This window comes from Humibacter albus DSM 18994, from assembly GCF_000421825.1.
GTDB classification, from domain to species: Bacteria; Actinomycetota; Actinomycetes; order Actinomycetales; family Microbacteriaceae; genus Humibacter; species Humibacter albus.
Window position 1 is genome coordinate 1 of the sequence record NZ_ATXT01000004.1, and the last position, 15964, is coordinate 15964.

General features: G+C 64.7%; 9 protein-coding genes, 1 tRNA gene, 1 other RNA gene and 1 pseudogene. 7 read left to right on the forward strand and 5 right to left on the reverse strand.

What is annotated here, in order from left to right; translation table 11 throughout:
* Positions 1–56: 56 nt before the first annotated feature.
* The gene (locus H623_RS0100965; protein ID WP_022899078.1) at positions 57–1325 is read right to left on the reverse strand and encodes an IS256 family transposase; all 1269 of its coding nucleotides are present in this window, start codon (positions 1323–1325) and stop codon (positions 57–59) included.
* Between the two features lie 384 nt (positions 1326–1709).
* Positions 1710–2147 carry a DUF3039 domain-containing protein gene (locus H623_RS17100; RefSeq protein WP_022899079.1) on the reverse strand — a complete coding sequence of 146 codons (438 nt, stop codon included), beginning with the start codon at positions 2145–2147 and terminating at the stop codon, positions 1710–1712.
* Positions 2148–2717: 570 nt separating this feature from the next.
* On the opposite strand from H623_RS17100, the pseudogene H623_RS0100985 reads away from it, so the two are divergent.
* Positions 2718–2966, forward strand: a pseudogene (locus H623_RS0100985) (transposase); the annotation flags it as partial.
* Positions 2967–3075: 109 nt separating this feature from the next.
* On the opposite strand, the gene H623_RS0100990 reads toward H623_RS0100985, so the two are convergent.
* On the reverse strand, positions 3076–5109 hold the full coding sequence (locus H623_RS0100990) for a HEPN domain-containing protein (protein ID WP_022899081.1): 2034 nt from the start codon (positions 5107–5109) through the stop codon (positions 3076–3078).
* Between the two features lie 329 nt (positions 5110–5438).
* Between H623_RS0100990 and H623_RS0100995 the strand changes: the two genes are divergently transcribed.
* On the forward strand, positions 5439–7556 hold the full coding sequence (locus H623_RS0100995; protein ID WP_157560851.1) for a restriction endonuclease: 2118 nt from the start codon (positions 5439–5441) through the stop codon (positions 7554–7556).
* 358 nt (positions 7557–7914) lie between these two features.
* Here H623_RS0100995 and H623_RS0101000 read toward each other — a convergent pair.
* Together H623_RS0101000 and H623_RS0101005 are read right to left on the reverse strand one after the other, a co-directional pair.
* Positions 7915–8002 (reverse strand) — tRNA-Ser (locus tag H623_RS0101000).
* A gap of 121 nt (positions 8003–8123) precedes the next feature.
* On the reverse strand, positions 8124–8579 hold the full coding sequence (locus H623_RS0101005) for a MaoC/PaaZ C-terminal domain-containing protein (RefSeq protein ID WP_022899083.1): 456 nt from the start codon (positions 8577–8579) through the stop codon (positions 8124–8126).
* 282 nt (positions 8580–8861) lie between these two features.
* Here H623_RS0101005 and ffs point away from each other — a divergent pair.
* The 5 genes from ffs to H623_RS0101025 all read left to right on the forward strand — a co-directional run bounded on the left by ffs (position 8862) and on the right by H623_RS0101025 (position 15696).
* An RNA gene (ffs, locus tag H623_RS21325) (signal recognition particle sRNA small type) lies at positions 8862–8958 on the forward strand.
* Between the two features lie 240 nt (positions 8959–9198).
* Positions 9199–9384 (forward strand): hypothetical protein, encoded by a 186-nt coding sequence (locus tag H623_RS0101010; protein ID WP_157560852.1) that lies wholly within the window; start codon positions 9199–9201, stop codon positions 9382–9384.
* Positions 9385–9663: 279 nt separating this feature from the next.
* Complete coding sequence (locus H623_RS17105) at positions 9664–12366, forward strand: phosphoketolase family protein (RefSeq protein ID WP_022899085.1); 2703 nt, start codon at positions 9664–9666, stop codon at positions 12364–12366.
* Complete coding sequence (gene pta, locus H623_RS0101020; protein ID WP_022899086.1) at positions 12363–14492, forward strand: phosphate acetyltransferase; 2130 nt, start codon at positions 12363–12365, stop codon at positions 14490–14492. Before H623_RS17105 ends, pta begins: the two co-directional genes overlap by 4 nt.
* Positions 14493–14508: 16 nt before the next feature.
* The gene (locus H623_RS0101025) at positions 14509–15696 is read left to right on the forward strand and encodes an acetate/propionate family kinase (RefSeq protein WP_022899087.1); all 1188 of its coding nucleotides are present in this window, start codon (positions 14509–14511) and stop codon (positions 15694–15696) included.
* The last annotated feature ends 268 nt before the right edge of the window (positions 15697–15964 follow it).

Genomic DNA, 15964 nt, shown 5'->3' on the forward strand with positions numbered 1-15964 from the left:
TGGTCAAGTCCCGTGATGTGGTGTTACTGCTGTTGTTTCCTGTGGGTGGGTGATGGTTAGGCGGTGAGGAGCAGTTCGGGGTGGGCGGGCTCGGTGGTCTCGTGGAGGACGTGGATCAGTGCTCGCATTGAGGTCTCGGAGAAGTAGCGGCGTTCCCCGTATTGCCATTCCTCGTGCTGCTCTTGGAGGACGGCTCCGATAAGACGGGTGACGGAGTCGCGGTCGGGGAAGATCTGGACCACGTCGGCGCGACGTTTGATCTCCCTGTTCAGGCGCTCGATCGGGTTGTTCGACCAGACCTTCTGCCAGTGCTCACGGGGCAACGTCGCGAACGCGGTCAGGTCTGGCTCGGCGTTCTCGAGCATGGCCGCGATCTCGGGGAACGAGCCGCGGAGGCTGTCGGCGACTTGGTGGTACTGGGCCGTCACCGCTTCGCGGGTGGTCTGCGCGAAGATCGTCGAGATCAGCGCGTTGACGGGCTTTGACCGTGCCGAGCCGAGCCGCTGGGTCACGTTCCGCGCGAAATGCACCCGGCATCTCTGCCAGCTCGATCCGGGCAGGATCGCCTTGACCGCGGCCTTGAGGCCGGCGTGCGCGTCGGAAGTGACCAGGGCGACGCCGAGCGGGTCGGCGTTGGTGGGAACCTTCAACCCCCGGTCACGCAGGCCGCGGAGGAACTCGGTCCAGAAGTCGGTGGTCTCCGCGTCGCCCAGTGCCATGCCAAGGATCTCCCGCCGACCTTCGCCGGAGACGCCGGTGGCCACGACGAGGGCCTGGGAGACGACGCGGCCGCGGTGGCGCACGTCGAGGTAGGTGGCGTCCAGGAACAGATACGGGAACCAGGTGTGGTCGATCCGGCGGTGCAGGAACTCCTGAACCGCCTCGTCGATCTCGGAGCAGATCCGCGAGACCGTGGACCGGCTGATGCCGGTGTCGTTGCCCAGAGCCCGGACCAGCTGCTCGACCTTGCGGGTGGAGACACCGTCGATCCACGCTTGGCAGATCACCGCGTAGAGGGCCTTATCGACCCGCCGGCGCGGCGACAGCAGCGACGGGAAGAACGACCCCTCCCGCAACTTCGGGATCTGAAGGTCGACTTCGCCGGCCGGGGTCGCGAGGGTCTTCGGCCTGGTGCCGTTGCGGCGCGTTGTCCGCTCCGGGGTGCGCTCGTGCGGGGCGGCTCCGATCCGTGCGGTCGCTTCCGCGTTGATCAGGTCCTGCAGGCCGGCCTGCAGCATCCGCCGGAACACGTCCGAGTGGGCCAGGTCGGGATCGGCGAGGACTTCGCCGATCAGGGTCGTCAAGGCAGACTGGTTATCGGTCATCGTGGGATCTCGCTTTGCTTCTTGCCGGAAACAACTGGTCATCCCACGATGGCCCTCCTACGTCAACGACGACGAGAACCCCGCGGGAAGTGACACCACGCTACGAGACGCACCCGTTCCGCTTGATTCCGGCGTTTTCGGGCAGCGCTGCCTAAGGTCGCTGACGCAAGAACGCATGCGCTGACATGTAGAAACATCGGGATTTGTGCCACCTACTGTGCCACCGGCAGGCCATGTATGTGCGAGCCGCTCGGTGCCGTTTCAGGCCGATTCGGTGCGAGATTCGTGTTGGATTGTCGCTCCAGTTCGGGGTTCCGATTCTTGCTCACCGCAGTCGGTCGATGGTGCGGCTCACCGATCCGGCGCTCGGGGGTTTGTCGGATGTCACGGCAGTTGGTTGTAGAGCTGCTCGCACGTTTCGCAGACCGGGAGGGCCTGGTGGTCTCGGGTAGGTACGAAGTAGACGCCGCAGAGTGAGCGGACGCCTTTGCCGTTGATGGTCGCGTCGGAGAGGTTGCCGCGGTGGCAATAGTGCGCGATTTCGTTCGTGCGGGACTGCGCGAGTTCGCCGAGATCGCAGCTGGCTTGGAGTTGGAATACTCGCGCTTCGGTGTCACCGATCTCGCTGAGGGTGGAGTAGATGTCGCCGGCGGCATCCCATCCGGTCTCGGGAGGGTTGATTGCGATCAGGACTCGGGTCGTGGCTGCCCAGCCGAGCTCGGATGATTTGAACTGATCGTCCAGAGCGATCTCGACAACGAGTTCTTCGTGCATGTAGTCGGGCTCATCGAAGCGCTCGACCGTGAGCTCCGCAGTCCCCATCGCCGTGTCCGGATCGCCTGGGTGTGCCAGGCAGAACCGCGTTGTTCCGCCGCGGGCGACCGATGTGAGGGCCTTGAGTACGGTGCGCTGGATCCCTAGCTGCCAGTCCGCGTACCGGCGGGAGGCTTGTTCGCGCTTGAGATGCCTGTAGTCGGCCTCAGCTGGGAGCCATTGGCCGATGGTGCCGGAGTTAGTTGCACGGTCAAGGGCTACGTAGAAGTCGTCGTGGTCCAGGTGACCGCCTTTGGCAAGGCCAGCGACGATCAGCCACGGAACATCGTCATCGTCGATCCAGACGCCACCGCCATTGTGCAGACTTGATCTCCAAGAGCCGGTGTCGGCCGCTGCTTCTGATAAAGCCTTCGTGATGGTCGGATGCCGGGTCGATTCCGAAACTCTCGGCCGCCTTGCGCACGATCGGAAGATCGATACCGCTCAGCGGTGAATGGGCATCAAGTGAGTCAGCACCGCTGAGATCGAGGCCAAGGTCTTCACGCAGTACACGCAGCGTCGGACGGGCACATCGGTTGAGCACCGACAAAGCTGATGTAGCAGCTGATCACCGACATCAGCGCCAGCGTCCCAGCCGCGCTGACCGAGATCCGCAGGCTCGGACGCACCATGAAGCAACGCGTCGTCGACATCCTCGCGTTCTTCGACCGGCCCGGCACATCCAACGGGCCGACAGAGGCCATCAACGGCCGCCTCGAACACCTCCGCGGCACCGCCCGCGGCTTCCGCAACCTGACGCACTATGTCGCCAGATCACTGCTCGAAGCCAGAGGATTCAGACCCCACTTACACCCTGCATTGCGATGAGCCCACAAAGTGACACGATCCAGGACAGGCGTCGAAGTCCCCGACTCCTTCGACCCCGCGGTGGTCGCCTTTGCTTCCGTGCAGCGATTATCTTCGGGCCGACAGGTTCTCAGCTGTGGGCCGGATATAGAAGACTCCGGGCAGTTTCGGTTTTCATTACGCGATCGTCTGTCTCCTCGCGAGTCAACCCAAGCTGAAGTAGCAGAACTGAGCGCATAACAAGGTCGAGTATTGTGTGAGCGTTTTGTAGTTCCTCGTTTCCCATAGCCCCGAGATCCGAGGCGTGAGTGAACCTGTCCCGAGCATCCCGGACGTTCCGCGCGAAGCTATCAATGTCACCAGCGTAAGACTGGAGCTGCTGTCCCACCATCGAAAGCAACGCCTTCAATCGGTCAAATAAGCTGTACGCGTCCGCGTGCTTCAGGCGCGACAATACCAAGTCGCGGTGCGGATCCTCTTCCAAAGCTTGCTTGATCTTCTTTCGGACTGCTCTGAATTCGCCCTTCGGGATACGCGTCCCCGGCTCCAGAACGGAGTGCAGAACCTCGAGCGCGCGGACTATGTGCGCGAAGCTTTCTTCGAACGTCATTGAGGCCCACATCAAAGTCGCGAAGTAGTCCGCGAGCGGCTCCGATGCGCGTGACTGAAGGTCAATCCATCGGCCCATGACACCCTCCAATTCCGGAGCAGTCGCGGCAGCTGGCAATACGTGGCCGAAATCCCAAACATCGGGTTTGTCGTTGGGTCGGGCGAACCACGAAGCCGTGACCCACTCGAACCAGCCTCCCCAAAACCCCTGTCCGCAACTGTCCTGGCCCGGCGATCCGAACTCATCCTCGTCGTCGAAGTCGGTTCGGTATCGGACGCATTCAAGATAGTCTCCTTCGCCCGTCGCGAGGCTAAAGAACTGTAGAAGCGGCGTGATGACCAGTGCCCAGGTCTCATCGATTGTCGGAGCCTCGTCGAACTCAATGTGGATTTCCGGGAAGCAACGCATATCGGCACCGCTGCCGGAGAGTGACCCAACAGCTTCCCAACGAAGGGCGACTTTGCCCCACACCGTGGAAATCACGACGTCGGCTGGAAGCTCGATTGTCCCTCCGATCGTACGTTCCCGATCAGCTTCCACGAATCGCGGCGCGAGGCCACGCGCCCAATCGCGCAGCCGCCGTGAACGGAACACCATCTCTTTCACTGCGGTGTTTCCTCCCAAGGGCAGCCTGGCTCCGAGCGCAACGGCGAAACCGTCCCAGACCTCCTCGGTTACGGGCGGTCGTTGACCGCCGTAATCGATACGACGATGCCACGGCGCGCTCTGCGAACGAAACATGCCTCGAATAAGGGTGATATCTGCCGCATCATGAGTTATGCCAATCACTGAGCGAGGCGAGTAGTCCGGAACTTCCCCGAGAAGGGTGCCTCCGAGGGTGAGCGCCGGAGCTCGCGATGGGGAAATCGTGAGGATTCCTGGTTGCTTCACATCCGGCTCAGATCCAAGGTGCCAATCACCGCGAAAGGATCGATCGTGAGTCGGCCAGTCGTTTGAGTTCAGGGCGAATCGCATATTGAAATCATGCGCCATGGGGCCGCGTTCGATGTCGCGAGGCAAGTCTTTGGGGCATGCCAGATCGACTCGCCGCCGCTCACTCGGTAGACGCCAGCCGCCACGCCTCTCTGGCGCATAGCCGTCTTGCGGCTCCTCGGCGATGGCGTCCAAGTGGAAGAACCGGGCGCTCATCCCGTAGTCGGTGAGTAGGTCCAGAAGGGGCGCGAAGAGAGGATCGCCCGAAAGCTCGTCGAGCGCTGTTTTCACGGGGGTTCCGTCAAGCGCATCGCGTTCGAGATCGGGACCGAGCGTCTCCAGGAGCTTGTCGAACATGCCACGCGACCCATGGCCGAACTCGCGCTGCATCGTCCGCTTTCGCGGGAATGAACCCGAGTCCTTGACCGCCCTCAGCCCGAGCGCCAGCTTCAGCAGCTTCTCGACGCCGATCGATGAAATCGTGAGTATCGGATGCACATTCAGGTCAATGTTCGTCGTCGTTCTGATCAGCTTGACCGATCCACGCAGCAAGTAGCGCGCGCTCGTCCATTCCCAGATGAGCTCAAGCGCCTGCTTCTGAGTCAACTCGCCTTCGATCACGGTCGCGACGGTAGCGTCCAGCTGTTGAATCGCAGGCGAACCGCGCCGGATCTCAGCTCGCAGCTTGCGGACGTGCGCGGCGGCACCCGAGCGGCTCGACGCCCATCACGATGATGTCGCCGCTCCACGCTGCGCTGTAACGCAGGAACCCCTGCCCCTGAAGCCAGTCGCAGGCAGGCCAGGTCGCCTCCACGGACGGCGCATCTGGCAAACCTGAGCGCGTATTGTCCGGTCCCTCTTGAAGCGCCAAGCTCCAAACCGGACCGCCCGCAAGCGGGTCGAAGGCGAACAGTATTCTCAGGGAGGACGTGCATGGAGGAGGCCCAATCGTGAGCGAGACACCGGAGGATGGAGTCGTTGGAGCGACGGCTCACGGATTCACGGTCATCCAGCAGCGAGCCCGATGGCTAGCGCAGGCGGCCACGCCGCCAAACCTGCAATGTGGAAAAGAAGAGATGGTTCCCCGCACGGTCGAGCTGCTTGAGGCGATTTTTTCTGCGGGCGCGGTAGACCTGAGCGCTCAGCCGACAATTCAGGGAACTGAGTCGACACTGACGTGGCGGCAGTACTCCTACGCGTTGCGGGGGATGGGCGTCGTGGAAAGTCGGCGCGGAACCCTCGCGCTCACACCACACGGCGAGGAGTTCCTTGCAGACAAGTCACCCTCTCTCCTCGCGACGCTTATGGCTGCTCGAGTTCGACTATTCGCTGAGGCGTTGGCGCTGGTAGCCGATCGACCACTCACCGTGGAGGAGATTAACTCCGATCTCGTTCGTGATTACAACCTCGGCTGGGCGACCTTGAGCAGCACGCGGCAACGGCTGACCTGGCTCGAGGTTCTTGGTCTCGTTGAGTGGCTTGGAGACCGGAAGCTCACCGCGACGCAGGCAGGACACGAGATCCTTCGGACGTGGGAATTGGTAACACCGGCAGCCGTCGTGCTGCAAGACGCAGCCGAAGAGGTGAATCTGCCTAACGCACCCGCGGAGATCGCAATGCTGCTTGAGGAGCTGGGAGGAAGCACCGCAGCCCAGGACTCCAGAAATACGTACAACATCTGGGTGCCGAGCCCAGCCTCCGATCCGAACAAGATCGAGAACATGCGGATATCGATCTCAGCCGCTGTTGATCCGATTGACAAAGAAGAACTCCTGGCGTTCATCGCCAACAGATTCGGGTTGAAACGGAGCAGCGTCGAATCGATGATGCCGTTCATGCGGGCCGGAGGCTTCTTGCAGGAGGTACGTCGCGGCGTGTTCGTCGCAACACCGGCGGCGAAGGCGTGGCTTCGGTCCGGCGTCGATGTTGACTTCATCCGCATTCTCCACGTCCATATGCGGTACGTCGGTGAACTGATCCGGACAGCGCATGAGAATGTCGCTCGAAGCGAGGTATATCGGGAAGGCTCGCGATACGGCCTGAACAAGGAGAAGATTCGATGGCTGATCGCGTTCATGGTCGATGCGGGGCTGCTCATCGACACCTCATGGTCGTCGGTGCAAGCTACAGCTGCCGGCCGATCATTAGTCGAACAGCTTCCGCTCGCGGACGTCTCCGACACCAGCGCGATAGGACTCCACCGACCTTCAGCCCCCGACCGGCCCGAGTCATCGACACTGTCTCGCGAAGGTGAATCGAGGTCAACGCAGATCGCGGAGCAACTTGTGCGGACGGCAAGCGACCCGGGTGCCGATGAAAGAGGCTCAGGGGTTGCCTTCGAAATGAGCATCGAGAGCGCATTCAAACTCCTGGGATTCAGAGCCCAACGCATCAGCGGATCGGGTGATACCGATGTCCTCATTCAGTGGTACGACCACAATCAACAGCTTCGAACGGCGATCGTGGAGGCGAAATCCACATCCTCGGGACAAATCGCGCACACCAACGTCAGCGACGTCGCGATCAGCGCCCACAAGGAGAAGCACGCTGCCGACTTCGTCGCCATCGTCGCACCATCGTTTTCCGGCGACACCATCAAGGAGATGGCCGCCAAGAAGAACTGGGCACTTGTGACGGCATCAGAGTTGGGTGAGATCGTCGGAGCGGCCGAGTCTCTCGGGCTCCGCCCCGCCGACGTTGGTGCGCTCTTCGAAACTCCCGACGGACCATCACGAGTGGCTCACCTGATCGACTCTCGTCAGAGACAGATGGACATGGTCTCCCTGGTCGTCTCCCGGCTGAGGGACGAAGGGGATAACGAGGAAGCGGTCTCCCCGCGAGACATTTCTCTTATTGAACGCCGCTCGGAACTGGCACCGAGCATTGACGAGTTGATCTCGACGTTCGGACTGCTGATCAGCTTGGACATGGACATAGCCAGGATCATCGACGCAAATCAGGACCCGAAGCACGAGACCTATCAGATCGGCGACGTTCGGTCGGCTGCAAACAGACTCCGCGCGCTGGCGACTGCCCTCGAAAGAGGGATGACGCCCATTACGACCTAGCACTCGATCGCTCTTGACGAGTTCAAAGTGTTCGTCGACCCTGGATGACCCGCGCCAGGAGATTGCCCGGGCGGGTACGGCAATTGCCGCGTGCCTGAGCGAGGGTTCGCTGGCACGACGGCTCGTGGCCACAGCTCCATCAGGCCCTGGCGGTAGACCGCTCCATCAATTCTCACGGAAGGCCCAGCCTCCGGGGCCCAGCGTGGCAGCTAGTGGCGAGCCGTGGCTCGAACCGACACAGAACGACTCGCAACTGTGCCGCTCAAAGACCCGCAATCGCGCGGAAGCGCGGCAAAGAACATGACGCAACTGTGCCACCCGCTAAACGCGCGAAGAAAATCCCTGGTCAGAAGCGTATTGGCGGAGGATGGGGGATTCGAACCCCCGAGGGCTTTCACCCAACACGCTTTCCAAGCGTGCGCCATAGGCCACTAGGCGAATCCTCCGGGCGGCCGTGCGAAACGGCCTCAGAGAATCCTACCCGACGCCCGGGGTGCCTCCGACCGCGTGGCCGGCTCCTCCCGCGACAGCGCTCCGGCCGGTTTGACTCGACGCTGCGAGCCTCGCTCAGCCGGCCGCAATCGGCGCGACCGCCACCATGACATCCATTCGGCCACCCTGCACGACCTCGCCATGCTGATTGCGCAACGTGACCTGACGCTCCACGATGCCGAACTCGCCCGATGATGTGCGACGCGTCGACAGGATATCGACGGTGCAGGTGACCGTGTCGCCGATGAAGACCGGTGCGCTGAACCTCCATTGGTCGATACCGAGCAGCGCGACAGCGCTGCCCTCGAACACCCCGGTGCGAGCGATGAGGCCGAGGCAGAGGGATGCGCCGAGCATCCCGTGCACGATCCGCTGTCCGTACCGGGTGTTCTTCGCGAACTCGGCGTCGGTGTGCACCTGGTTGTTGTCGCCGGTCCACGCCGCGAACGACACCACGTCCGCCTCGGTGATCGTGCGTCCCGGAGAGACGAACGACTGACCCTCGTGCAGGTCGTCCAGGTACAGGGCCATGCGTTTCCTTCCCATCGATGGATGCCGCCACGAGCGTACGCCGCGCCGCCCACCATCCGCGCCGCTCACCATCCGCAGCCCGGTCGAGGCGACCACGGTGCCCACCGTCGAGCCACCCTTTTGTCGTCGAGCCCGCATCGGATTCGCGCGAATTGCGGGGTGGCCCGGCAACAACCGGGTGGCTCGACACCAGAACAACCTGGCTTGGCAACGGAGAGCTGGCTCGCGGCGCGGTCGGAACGCGCGGGGCGAATAAGGAGCCCCGCGAGCCGGTACACTGGGTGAGGCTCCCCGCGTGGCGCCATCCAGGCCAATTCCCCCAGGACGGAAACGTAGCAAGGGTAACCGGGCTCTGGCGGGTGCGCGGGGGGTCCCCTTTTGCCTTGCGCGTCGGTAATCCGCCGCGCCGTGGTCGGCTGTGACAGGTGGTCCCGTCGGGCGCCGACGGCGTGCTTGTTGCGTGCCGGTCCCCGCCCGGCACGCCTGCCGCCGCCTCGGAGAGCGTGTTGTGCTTTGACATGGTGGCTGCGCGCCGATGACCCGTCGCGCCGCGGCGGTCGTGGCGGATGGCGTCGTGCCGTAGCCGATGACTATCGTGGTTCGCGAGGAGGCGTACATCATGACTCGTTCCCTGGCCGTCGGCCTGTTGGCCGGCCTCGCATTCGTGCTCGGCCTTGTGATCGCTCTCGCGTTCATGGCAGGTTCGCTGCTGCCGCTCATCGGAATTCCGCTCGCCGGTGCGGGCATCGTGATCGTCCTGAGCCGCACGCGCGTCCTCACCCGCTGCAGAGTCGCAGGCAGTTAGCGCCGGGCATCCGCCACGGCAGCAGAACGCCGGGCTCGTCCATTCCGGGCACCCGACTCTGCGTCCACCGTCGCACTCCTGGCATCCGTCTTTCCGTCCCCAGGCGTGGCGCCGCGCGGTTGTCTCGATGTCGAGGGGTGGGGTGGCGCGTCCGGCGGCCGCTCGACAAGGATGGAACCGACGGTCGCCTCTGCGACCGGACGGGAGGGGATTGCCGTGCGATCCACGTCGGCTCCAACAACATCCGAGGACGAAACCGCTCGCGACGAGCAGCGCAGTATGACGAGCGAGACCGTCGCCGCGAAGAGACAGCGCGTCACGGGGCAACCCCAGAAGGAGCGGGCGCAGGAAGAACGGACCCGAAAGGGAAGGGCGCACGCACGAAGGCGAGGGGGCCGCGACGCGGGCGAGGACGCGCAGGGACCGCAGGTCGTGGCATCCGAAACGGCGAAACGGCTCGTGCACGACGAGGGACGCAGCGATGATGACCCGTCGTTCCCGCACCGGCCGACACGCGACCTCGAACCCGAGACGCTCGACGCGCTGGATGCCTGGTGGCGCGCCGCCAACTACCTCAGCGTCGGGCAGATCTATCTGCTCGACAATCCGCTCCTGCGGCGTCCTCTGACCAAGGACGACATCAAGCCGCGGCTTCTCGGTCACTGGGGAACCACGCCGGGACTCAACTTTCTGTACGCCCACCTGAATCGGGTCATCCGCGAGCGCGACCTGAACGCGATCTACATCACCGGACCCGGCCACGGCGGCCCCGGAATGGTGGCCAACGGCTATCTCGACGGCACGTACTCCGAGATCTACTCGCACATCACGCGCGACGAAGAGGGCATGCGCAAGCTGTTCCGGCAGTTCTCGTTCCCCGGCGGCATTCCCAGTCACGTCGCACCGGAGACGCCCGGGTCGATCCATGAAGGGGGCGAACTCGGCTACTCGCTGAGCCACGCGTACGGTGCCGCGTTCGACAACCCGGACCTGCTGGTGGCCTGCGTGGTCGGTGACGGCGAGGCCGAGACCGGTCCCTTGGCCACCAGCTGGCACTCGAACAAGTTCATCGATCCGAAGCAGGACGGCGTCGTACTGCCGATCCTGCACCTCAACGGGTACAAGATCGCCAACCCGAGTGTGCTCGCGCGCATCCCCGAAGACGAACTGATGGAGTTGCTCCGCGGCTACGGCCACAAGCCCTATCTGGTCAGCGGCGGTTTCGACGGCGAGGATCCACGAGAGGTGCACAAGCGTTTGGCCGCCACGCTCGACACGGTGCTCAACGACATCGCGACCATCAAGGCGGATGCCCGTGCCGGCCTCTACGACGCCTCTCCCGGTGACGAGGAGGGCGGCTTCACGCCCGCGTGGCCGATGATCGTTCTGCGCACGCCCAAGGGCTGGACGTGTCCCCACGAGATCGACGGCGTGCAGATCGAGGGGACGTACCGCGCTCATCAGGTGCCGCTCGCCAACGCGCGCGACACCGAGGAGCACACTCGCATTCTCGAAGGCTGGCTGAAGTCGTACCGGCCCGAGGAACTGTTCGATGAGAGCGGTGCACCCGTGCCGCTTTCGATCGCCCTAGCGCCGAAGGGTGATCGGCGCATGAGCGCCAACCCCGTCACCAACGGCGGCCTCCTGCGCAAGGAGCTGTCGCTGCGCGACTTCCGCGACTTCGCGGTCGACGTGCCGTCACCGGGCGCGACGACGGCCGAGGCCACGAAGGTACTCGGGCGCTGGCTGGCGACGGTGATCGAGGACAACTCGCACACGTTCCGTCTCTTCGGGCCGGATGAGACGGCATCCAATCGGCTGGCACCCGCCGTCTACGAACACACCGAGAAGCAGTGGAACGCGGAGGTGTGGTCGACCGACGACCATCTGGAGCGTGCCGGCCGCGTGATGGAGATGCTCAGCGAGCACCAGTGCGAGGGGTGGCTCGAGGGCTATCTGCTCACCGGGCGACACGGGCTCTTCAACTGCTACGAGGCGTTCATCCACATCATCGACTCGATGTTCAATCAGCACGCCAAGTGGCTGAAGGTGACGCGCGAGATACCGTGGCGGCGACCGATCTCGAGCTTGAACTATCTGCTCTCCTCTCACGTCTGGCGGCAGGATCACAACGGGTTCAGCCATCAGGATCCCGGCTTCATCGACCACGTCGTCAACAAGAGCGCCGACGTGGTGCGCGTCTACCTGCCGTTCGACGCCAACACGCTGCTCTCCACCTACGACCACTGTCTGCGCACCGTCGACTACGTCAACGTCGTGGTCGCCGGCAAACAACCGACAGCGAACTGGCTCACCATGGACCAGGCGATCGCGCACTGCACGCGCGGTCTCGGCATCTTCGAGTGGGCGGGCGCGGAGGTGGAGGGGCAGTCGCCGGATGTCGTGCTGGCGGCCGCAGGAGACATCCCTACCCTCGAGGTGCTCGCGGCGGCGCGCCTGCTGCGCGAGGAGATCCCCGAGCTCAAGGTGCGCGTCGTCAACGTGGTCGATCTCATGCGGCTGCAGTCCGAGTCGGAGCATCCCCACGGGCTCTCCGATCGGGAGTTCGACGCCATCTTCACGACCGACAAGCCGATCGTGTTCGCGTACCACGGGTATCCATGGCTCATCCATCGGCTCACCTACCGTCGGCACGGGCACGACAACATCCACGCTCGTGGGTACAAGGAGAACGGCACGACGACGACGCCGTTCGACATGGTGATGCTGAACGACCTCGACCGGTACCACCTCGTCATCGACGTGATCGACCGGGTGCCCGAGCTCCGTGAGCGCTACGCCGAACTGCGGCAGCGCATGCAGGATGCCCGCCTCGCCGCACGCGTGTACACACGCGAACACGGGGAGGACATTCCGGAGGTCGCGAACTGGGCGTGGGACCACGACTCCACCGGACTCTCCCAGGACAGCGCAGAGGAGACCGTGAACGAGTCCACCGATACGGGCGGAGACAATGCATGAAGTCGATCTACGTCACCTCGGCCGAAGGGCGCAGCGGCAAGTCGACGGTCGCGCTCGGCGTCGTCGACCTGCTGCTGCGGCAGGGGCGCACGGTCGGCGTGTTCCGTCCGATCGCGCGATCGACGACCGAGCGCGATTACGTGCTCGACCTGCTGCTGGGCTTCGACGGCGTGCAGACGGGATACGACCAGGCCATCGGCGTCACCTACGACGACGTGCACGCGGACCCGGACGCCGCACTGTCCCGCATCATCGACAGGTACAAGGTGGTCGAGGCGACCAGTGATGTCGTCGTCATCGTCGGCAGCGACTACACCGACGTCGGGTCGCCCACCGAACTGGGATACAACGCGCGCATCGCCGCCAACCTCGGCGCGCCCGTGCTGCTCGTGCTGGGCGGCCGCGTCGCACAGGGGGCCGACGAGCGCTTGGGGCAGGCGGATGCCCGCAGCGCGTCAGAAGTCCGCCAGCTCACCGAGGTGGCCGTGTCGTCGCTCCGCGCGGAGCACGCCGACCTCATCGCCGTCGTGGTCAATCGCGCCGACACCGAGAGGCTCGACGGCATCGCGATCGCGGTCGGCGACGTCGTCGCGCCCGAGAACCTGCCGCGACGAGACGACGAGCCCGGGGTCTGGGTGCTGCCCGAGGACCCCATGCTCGTCGCGCCCTCGGTCGCCTCGATCATGGCCTCCGTCGACGGTGCGCTCGTCTCCGGCGACCCCGAGTTGCTCGACCGCGAAGCGCTCGGCGTCGTGGTCGCCGCCATGGGCATGGAGAACGTGCTCACCCGGCTGATCGAGGGCTCGGTCGTCGTCGTGCCCGGCGACCGTACCGAGGTGCTGCTCGCCGTTCTGATGGCCAACGCGTCGGGCACCTTCCCGTCCATCGCGGGGATCGTCTTGAACGGAGGGTTCGAGCTCAGCGAGCCGATCGAACGGCTGCTCAAGGGCATCCGCACCAACCTTCCGATCATCGGTACCGCCTACGGCAGCTACGAGACGACCGTGCGCATCACGCACACGCATGGCCGGCTGGCGGCCGACTCGGAGCGCAAGCGCGAGCGCGCGCTCGCCCTGTTCGAGCAGAACGTCGACGGGGATGTGCTGCTGCGGCTCCTCGATGTGCCTCGCGCGCCCGTGATCACGCCACTGGCGTTCGGCTACGAGCTCATCGAGCGGGCACGATCGGCGCGAAAACGCATCGTGCTACCCGAGGGCGGGGACGACCGCATCCTGCGGGCGGCCGGTATCGTTCTGACGCGCGGGATCGCCGACCTCACGATCCTGGGAGAGCCGTTCGAGGTGCGCTCGCGAGCGATCGAGCTCGGTGTCGACATCCGCGAGGCCGATGTGCTGAGTCCCTTCGACGACGTGCTTCGACGCAGGTTCGCCGCCGAGTACGCGAGGCTGCGCGCTCACAAGGGCATCACGCTCGACCAAGCGGGCGATACCGTGACCGATCCGTCGTACTTCGGCACGCTCATGGTGCACTCGGGACTGGCCGACGGCATGGTCTCCGGCGCCGCCCACACCACGGCGCACACCATCCGTCCGGCGTTCGAGATCATCAAGACGAGAGAGGGAGTCTCCGTCGTCTCCAGCGTGTTCCTGATGGCGCTCGCCGATCGTGTGCTCGTCTACGGCGACTGCGCGGTGATCCCCGATCCGACCGCGGACCAGCTGGCCGACATCGCCATCTCGTCCTCGGCGACCGCGCAGCAGTTCGGCATCGAGCCCCGCGTGGCGATGCTGTCGTACTCGACGGGGGAGTCGGGAAGCGGGGCCGACGTGGAGAAGGTGCGGGAGGCGACATCCCTCGTGCGCTCGCGGGCGCCGCAGCTGCTCGTCGAGGGTCCGATCCAGTACGACGCGGCCGCGGATTCCGCGGTTGCTGCGGCGAAGATGCCCGGTTCCAGCGTGGCCGGTCGCGCGACGGTGTTCATCTTTCCCGACCTCAACACCGGCAACAACACGTACAAGGCGGTGCAGCGATCGGCGGGCGCCGTCGCCATCGGACCCGTGCTGCAGGGCCTCAACAAGCCGATCAACGACCTCTCGCGCGGCGCGCTCGTGGAGGACATCGTGAACACGATCGCCATCACGGCGATCCAGGCGCAGGCGAGCTGACGGCGAGGAGCACAGCATGGCATCGGTATTGGTCATCAACAGCGGCTCGTCGTCGTTCAAGTACCAGCTGATCGACGCCGACTCGGAGCAGCGGCTCGCGTCGGGTCTCGTCGAGCGCATCGGCGAGACGACCGGCCACGCCACCCACGACACCTCCGACGGGCACTGGGAGCGATCGCTCGGCATTCCCGACCACACCGCCGGCTTCGGCGTGATGATCGATGCGTTCGCCGAGCACGGCCCGAGCCTCGAGGAGCATCCGCCTGTCGCGGTCGGCCACCGCGTCGTGCACGGTGGCGCACGCTTCTTCGAGCCGACCCTGATCACACCGCTCGTCCTCATCAACATCGAGGACCTCTCCGAACTGGCACCGCTGCACAACCCCGCGAACGTGGAGGGCATCCGGGCCGCGCAGGCGGCGTTCCCCGATCTGCCGCACGTGGCCGTGTTCGACACCGCGTTCCATCAGACGATGCCGGCGGATGCCTACACCTACGGCCTCGAGGCATCCCTCGCAGAGCGTCTCCGCATTCGCCGCTACGGGTTCCACGGCACCAGCCACGAGTTCGTCTCACGCGCCGCCGCCGATTTCGTCGGACGGCCTCTCGCGGAGCTGAAGCAGATCGTGCTGCACCTGGGCAATGGAGCATCGGTGTGCGCCGTCGACGGCGGCCGGTCCGTGGACACCAGCATGGGGTTCACGCCGTTGGAGGGACTCGTGATGGGCACCCGCACCGGTGACATCGACCCCGCGGTGCTGCTCTACCTGCAGCGCAAGACCCGCATCGGCGTCGACGACTTGGACGATCTGCTGAACAAGAAGTCGGGCATCCTCGGCCTCTCCGGACATCGGGACATGCGCGACCTGACGCGCGCGGCGGCGAGCGGGGACGAGACCTCGCGCCTGGCGCTCGGCGTGTACGTGCGGCGGGTCAAGCGGTACGTCGGTGCCTACCTCGCCGAACTCGGCGGGGCCGACCTCATCGTGTTCACCGCCGGGATCGGGGAGAACTCCTCCGTCGTTCGCGAGCGGTCGTTGGCGGGCATGCAGAGCCTTGGCATCGAGATCGACTCGAACCGCAACGCGATGCCGAACGACGGTCCGCGGATCATCTCGACGGATGCCTCCGTGGTGACCGTTCTCGTCGTGCCCACGAACGAGGAACTCGAGATCGCCCGGCAGACGCTGCGCGTGGCCGAGTGATCGTTCCGAGGACATGGTGACGCCAGGTGCGCGACGCCGTGAGGTGCGAGAAGGCCGGGGAGTGCGGCGCTGAGAACGTCGCCAGGGGGAGCCGCTACAGGGGACGGCAGCCGGCTCCGAGCAGGGCCCCGCCGGGATGACAACCCCGAGCCGAGTGAAGACAAAATAATATGATGATTGCTCATTAATACATACTCCCCAGTAGAGGGGTGATTCTGCCCGGAATGCTTCGCCCCCTCGCGTGGCGCCCGATAGCCTGACGGCGTCC

Excerpts from the sequence above, each read along its gene's own strand:
- H623_RS17105 (WP_022899085.1), top strand. The coding sequence starts at position 9,664 with ATGACGAGCGAGACCGTCGCCGCGAAGAGACAGCGCGTCACGGGGCAA.
- H623_RS17100 (WP_022899079.1), bottom strand. The coding sequence starts at position 2,147 with ATGGGGACTGCGGAGCTCACGGTCGAGCGCTTCGATGAGCCCGACTAC.
- pta (WP_022899086.1), top strand. The coding sequence starts at position 12,363 with ATGAAGTCGATCTACGTCACCTCGGCCGAAGGGCGCAGCGGCAAGTCG.
- H623_RS0100965 (WP_022899078.1), bottom strand. The coding sequence starts at position 1,325 with ATGACCGATAACCAGTCTGCCTTGACGACCCTGATCGGCGAAGTCCTC.
- H623_RS0101010 (WP_157560852.1), top strand. The coding sequence starts at position 9,199 with ATGACTCGTTCCCTGGCCGTCGGCCTGTTGGCCGGCCTCGCATTCGTG.
- H623_RS0101025 (WP_022899087.1), top strand. The coding sequence starts at position 14,509 with ATGGCATCGGTATTGGTCATCAACAGCGGCTCGTCGTCGTTCAAGTAC.
- H623_RS0101005 (WP_022899083.1), bottom strand. The coding sequence starts at position 8,579 with ATGGCCCTGTACCTGGACGACCTGCACGAGGGTCAGTCGTTCGTCTCT.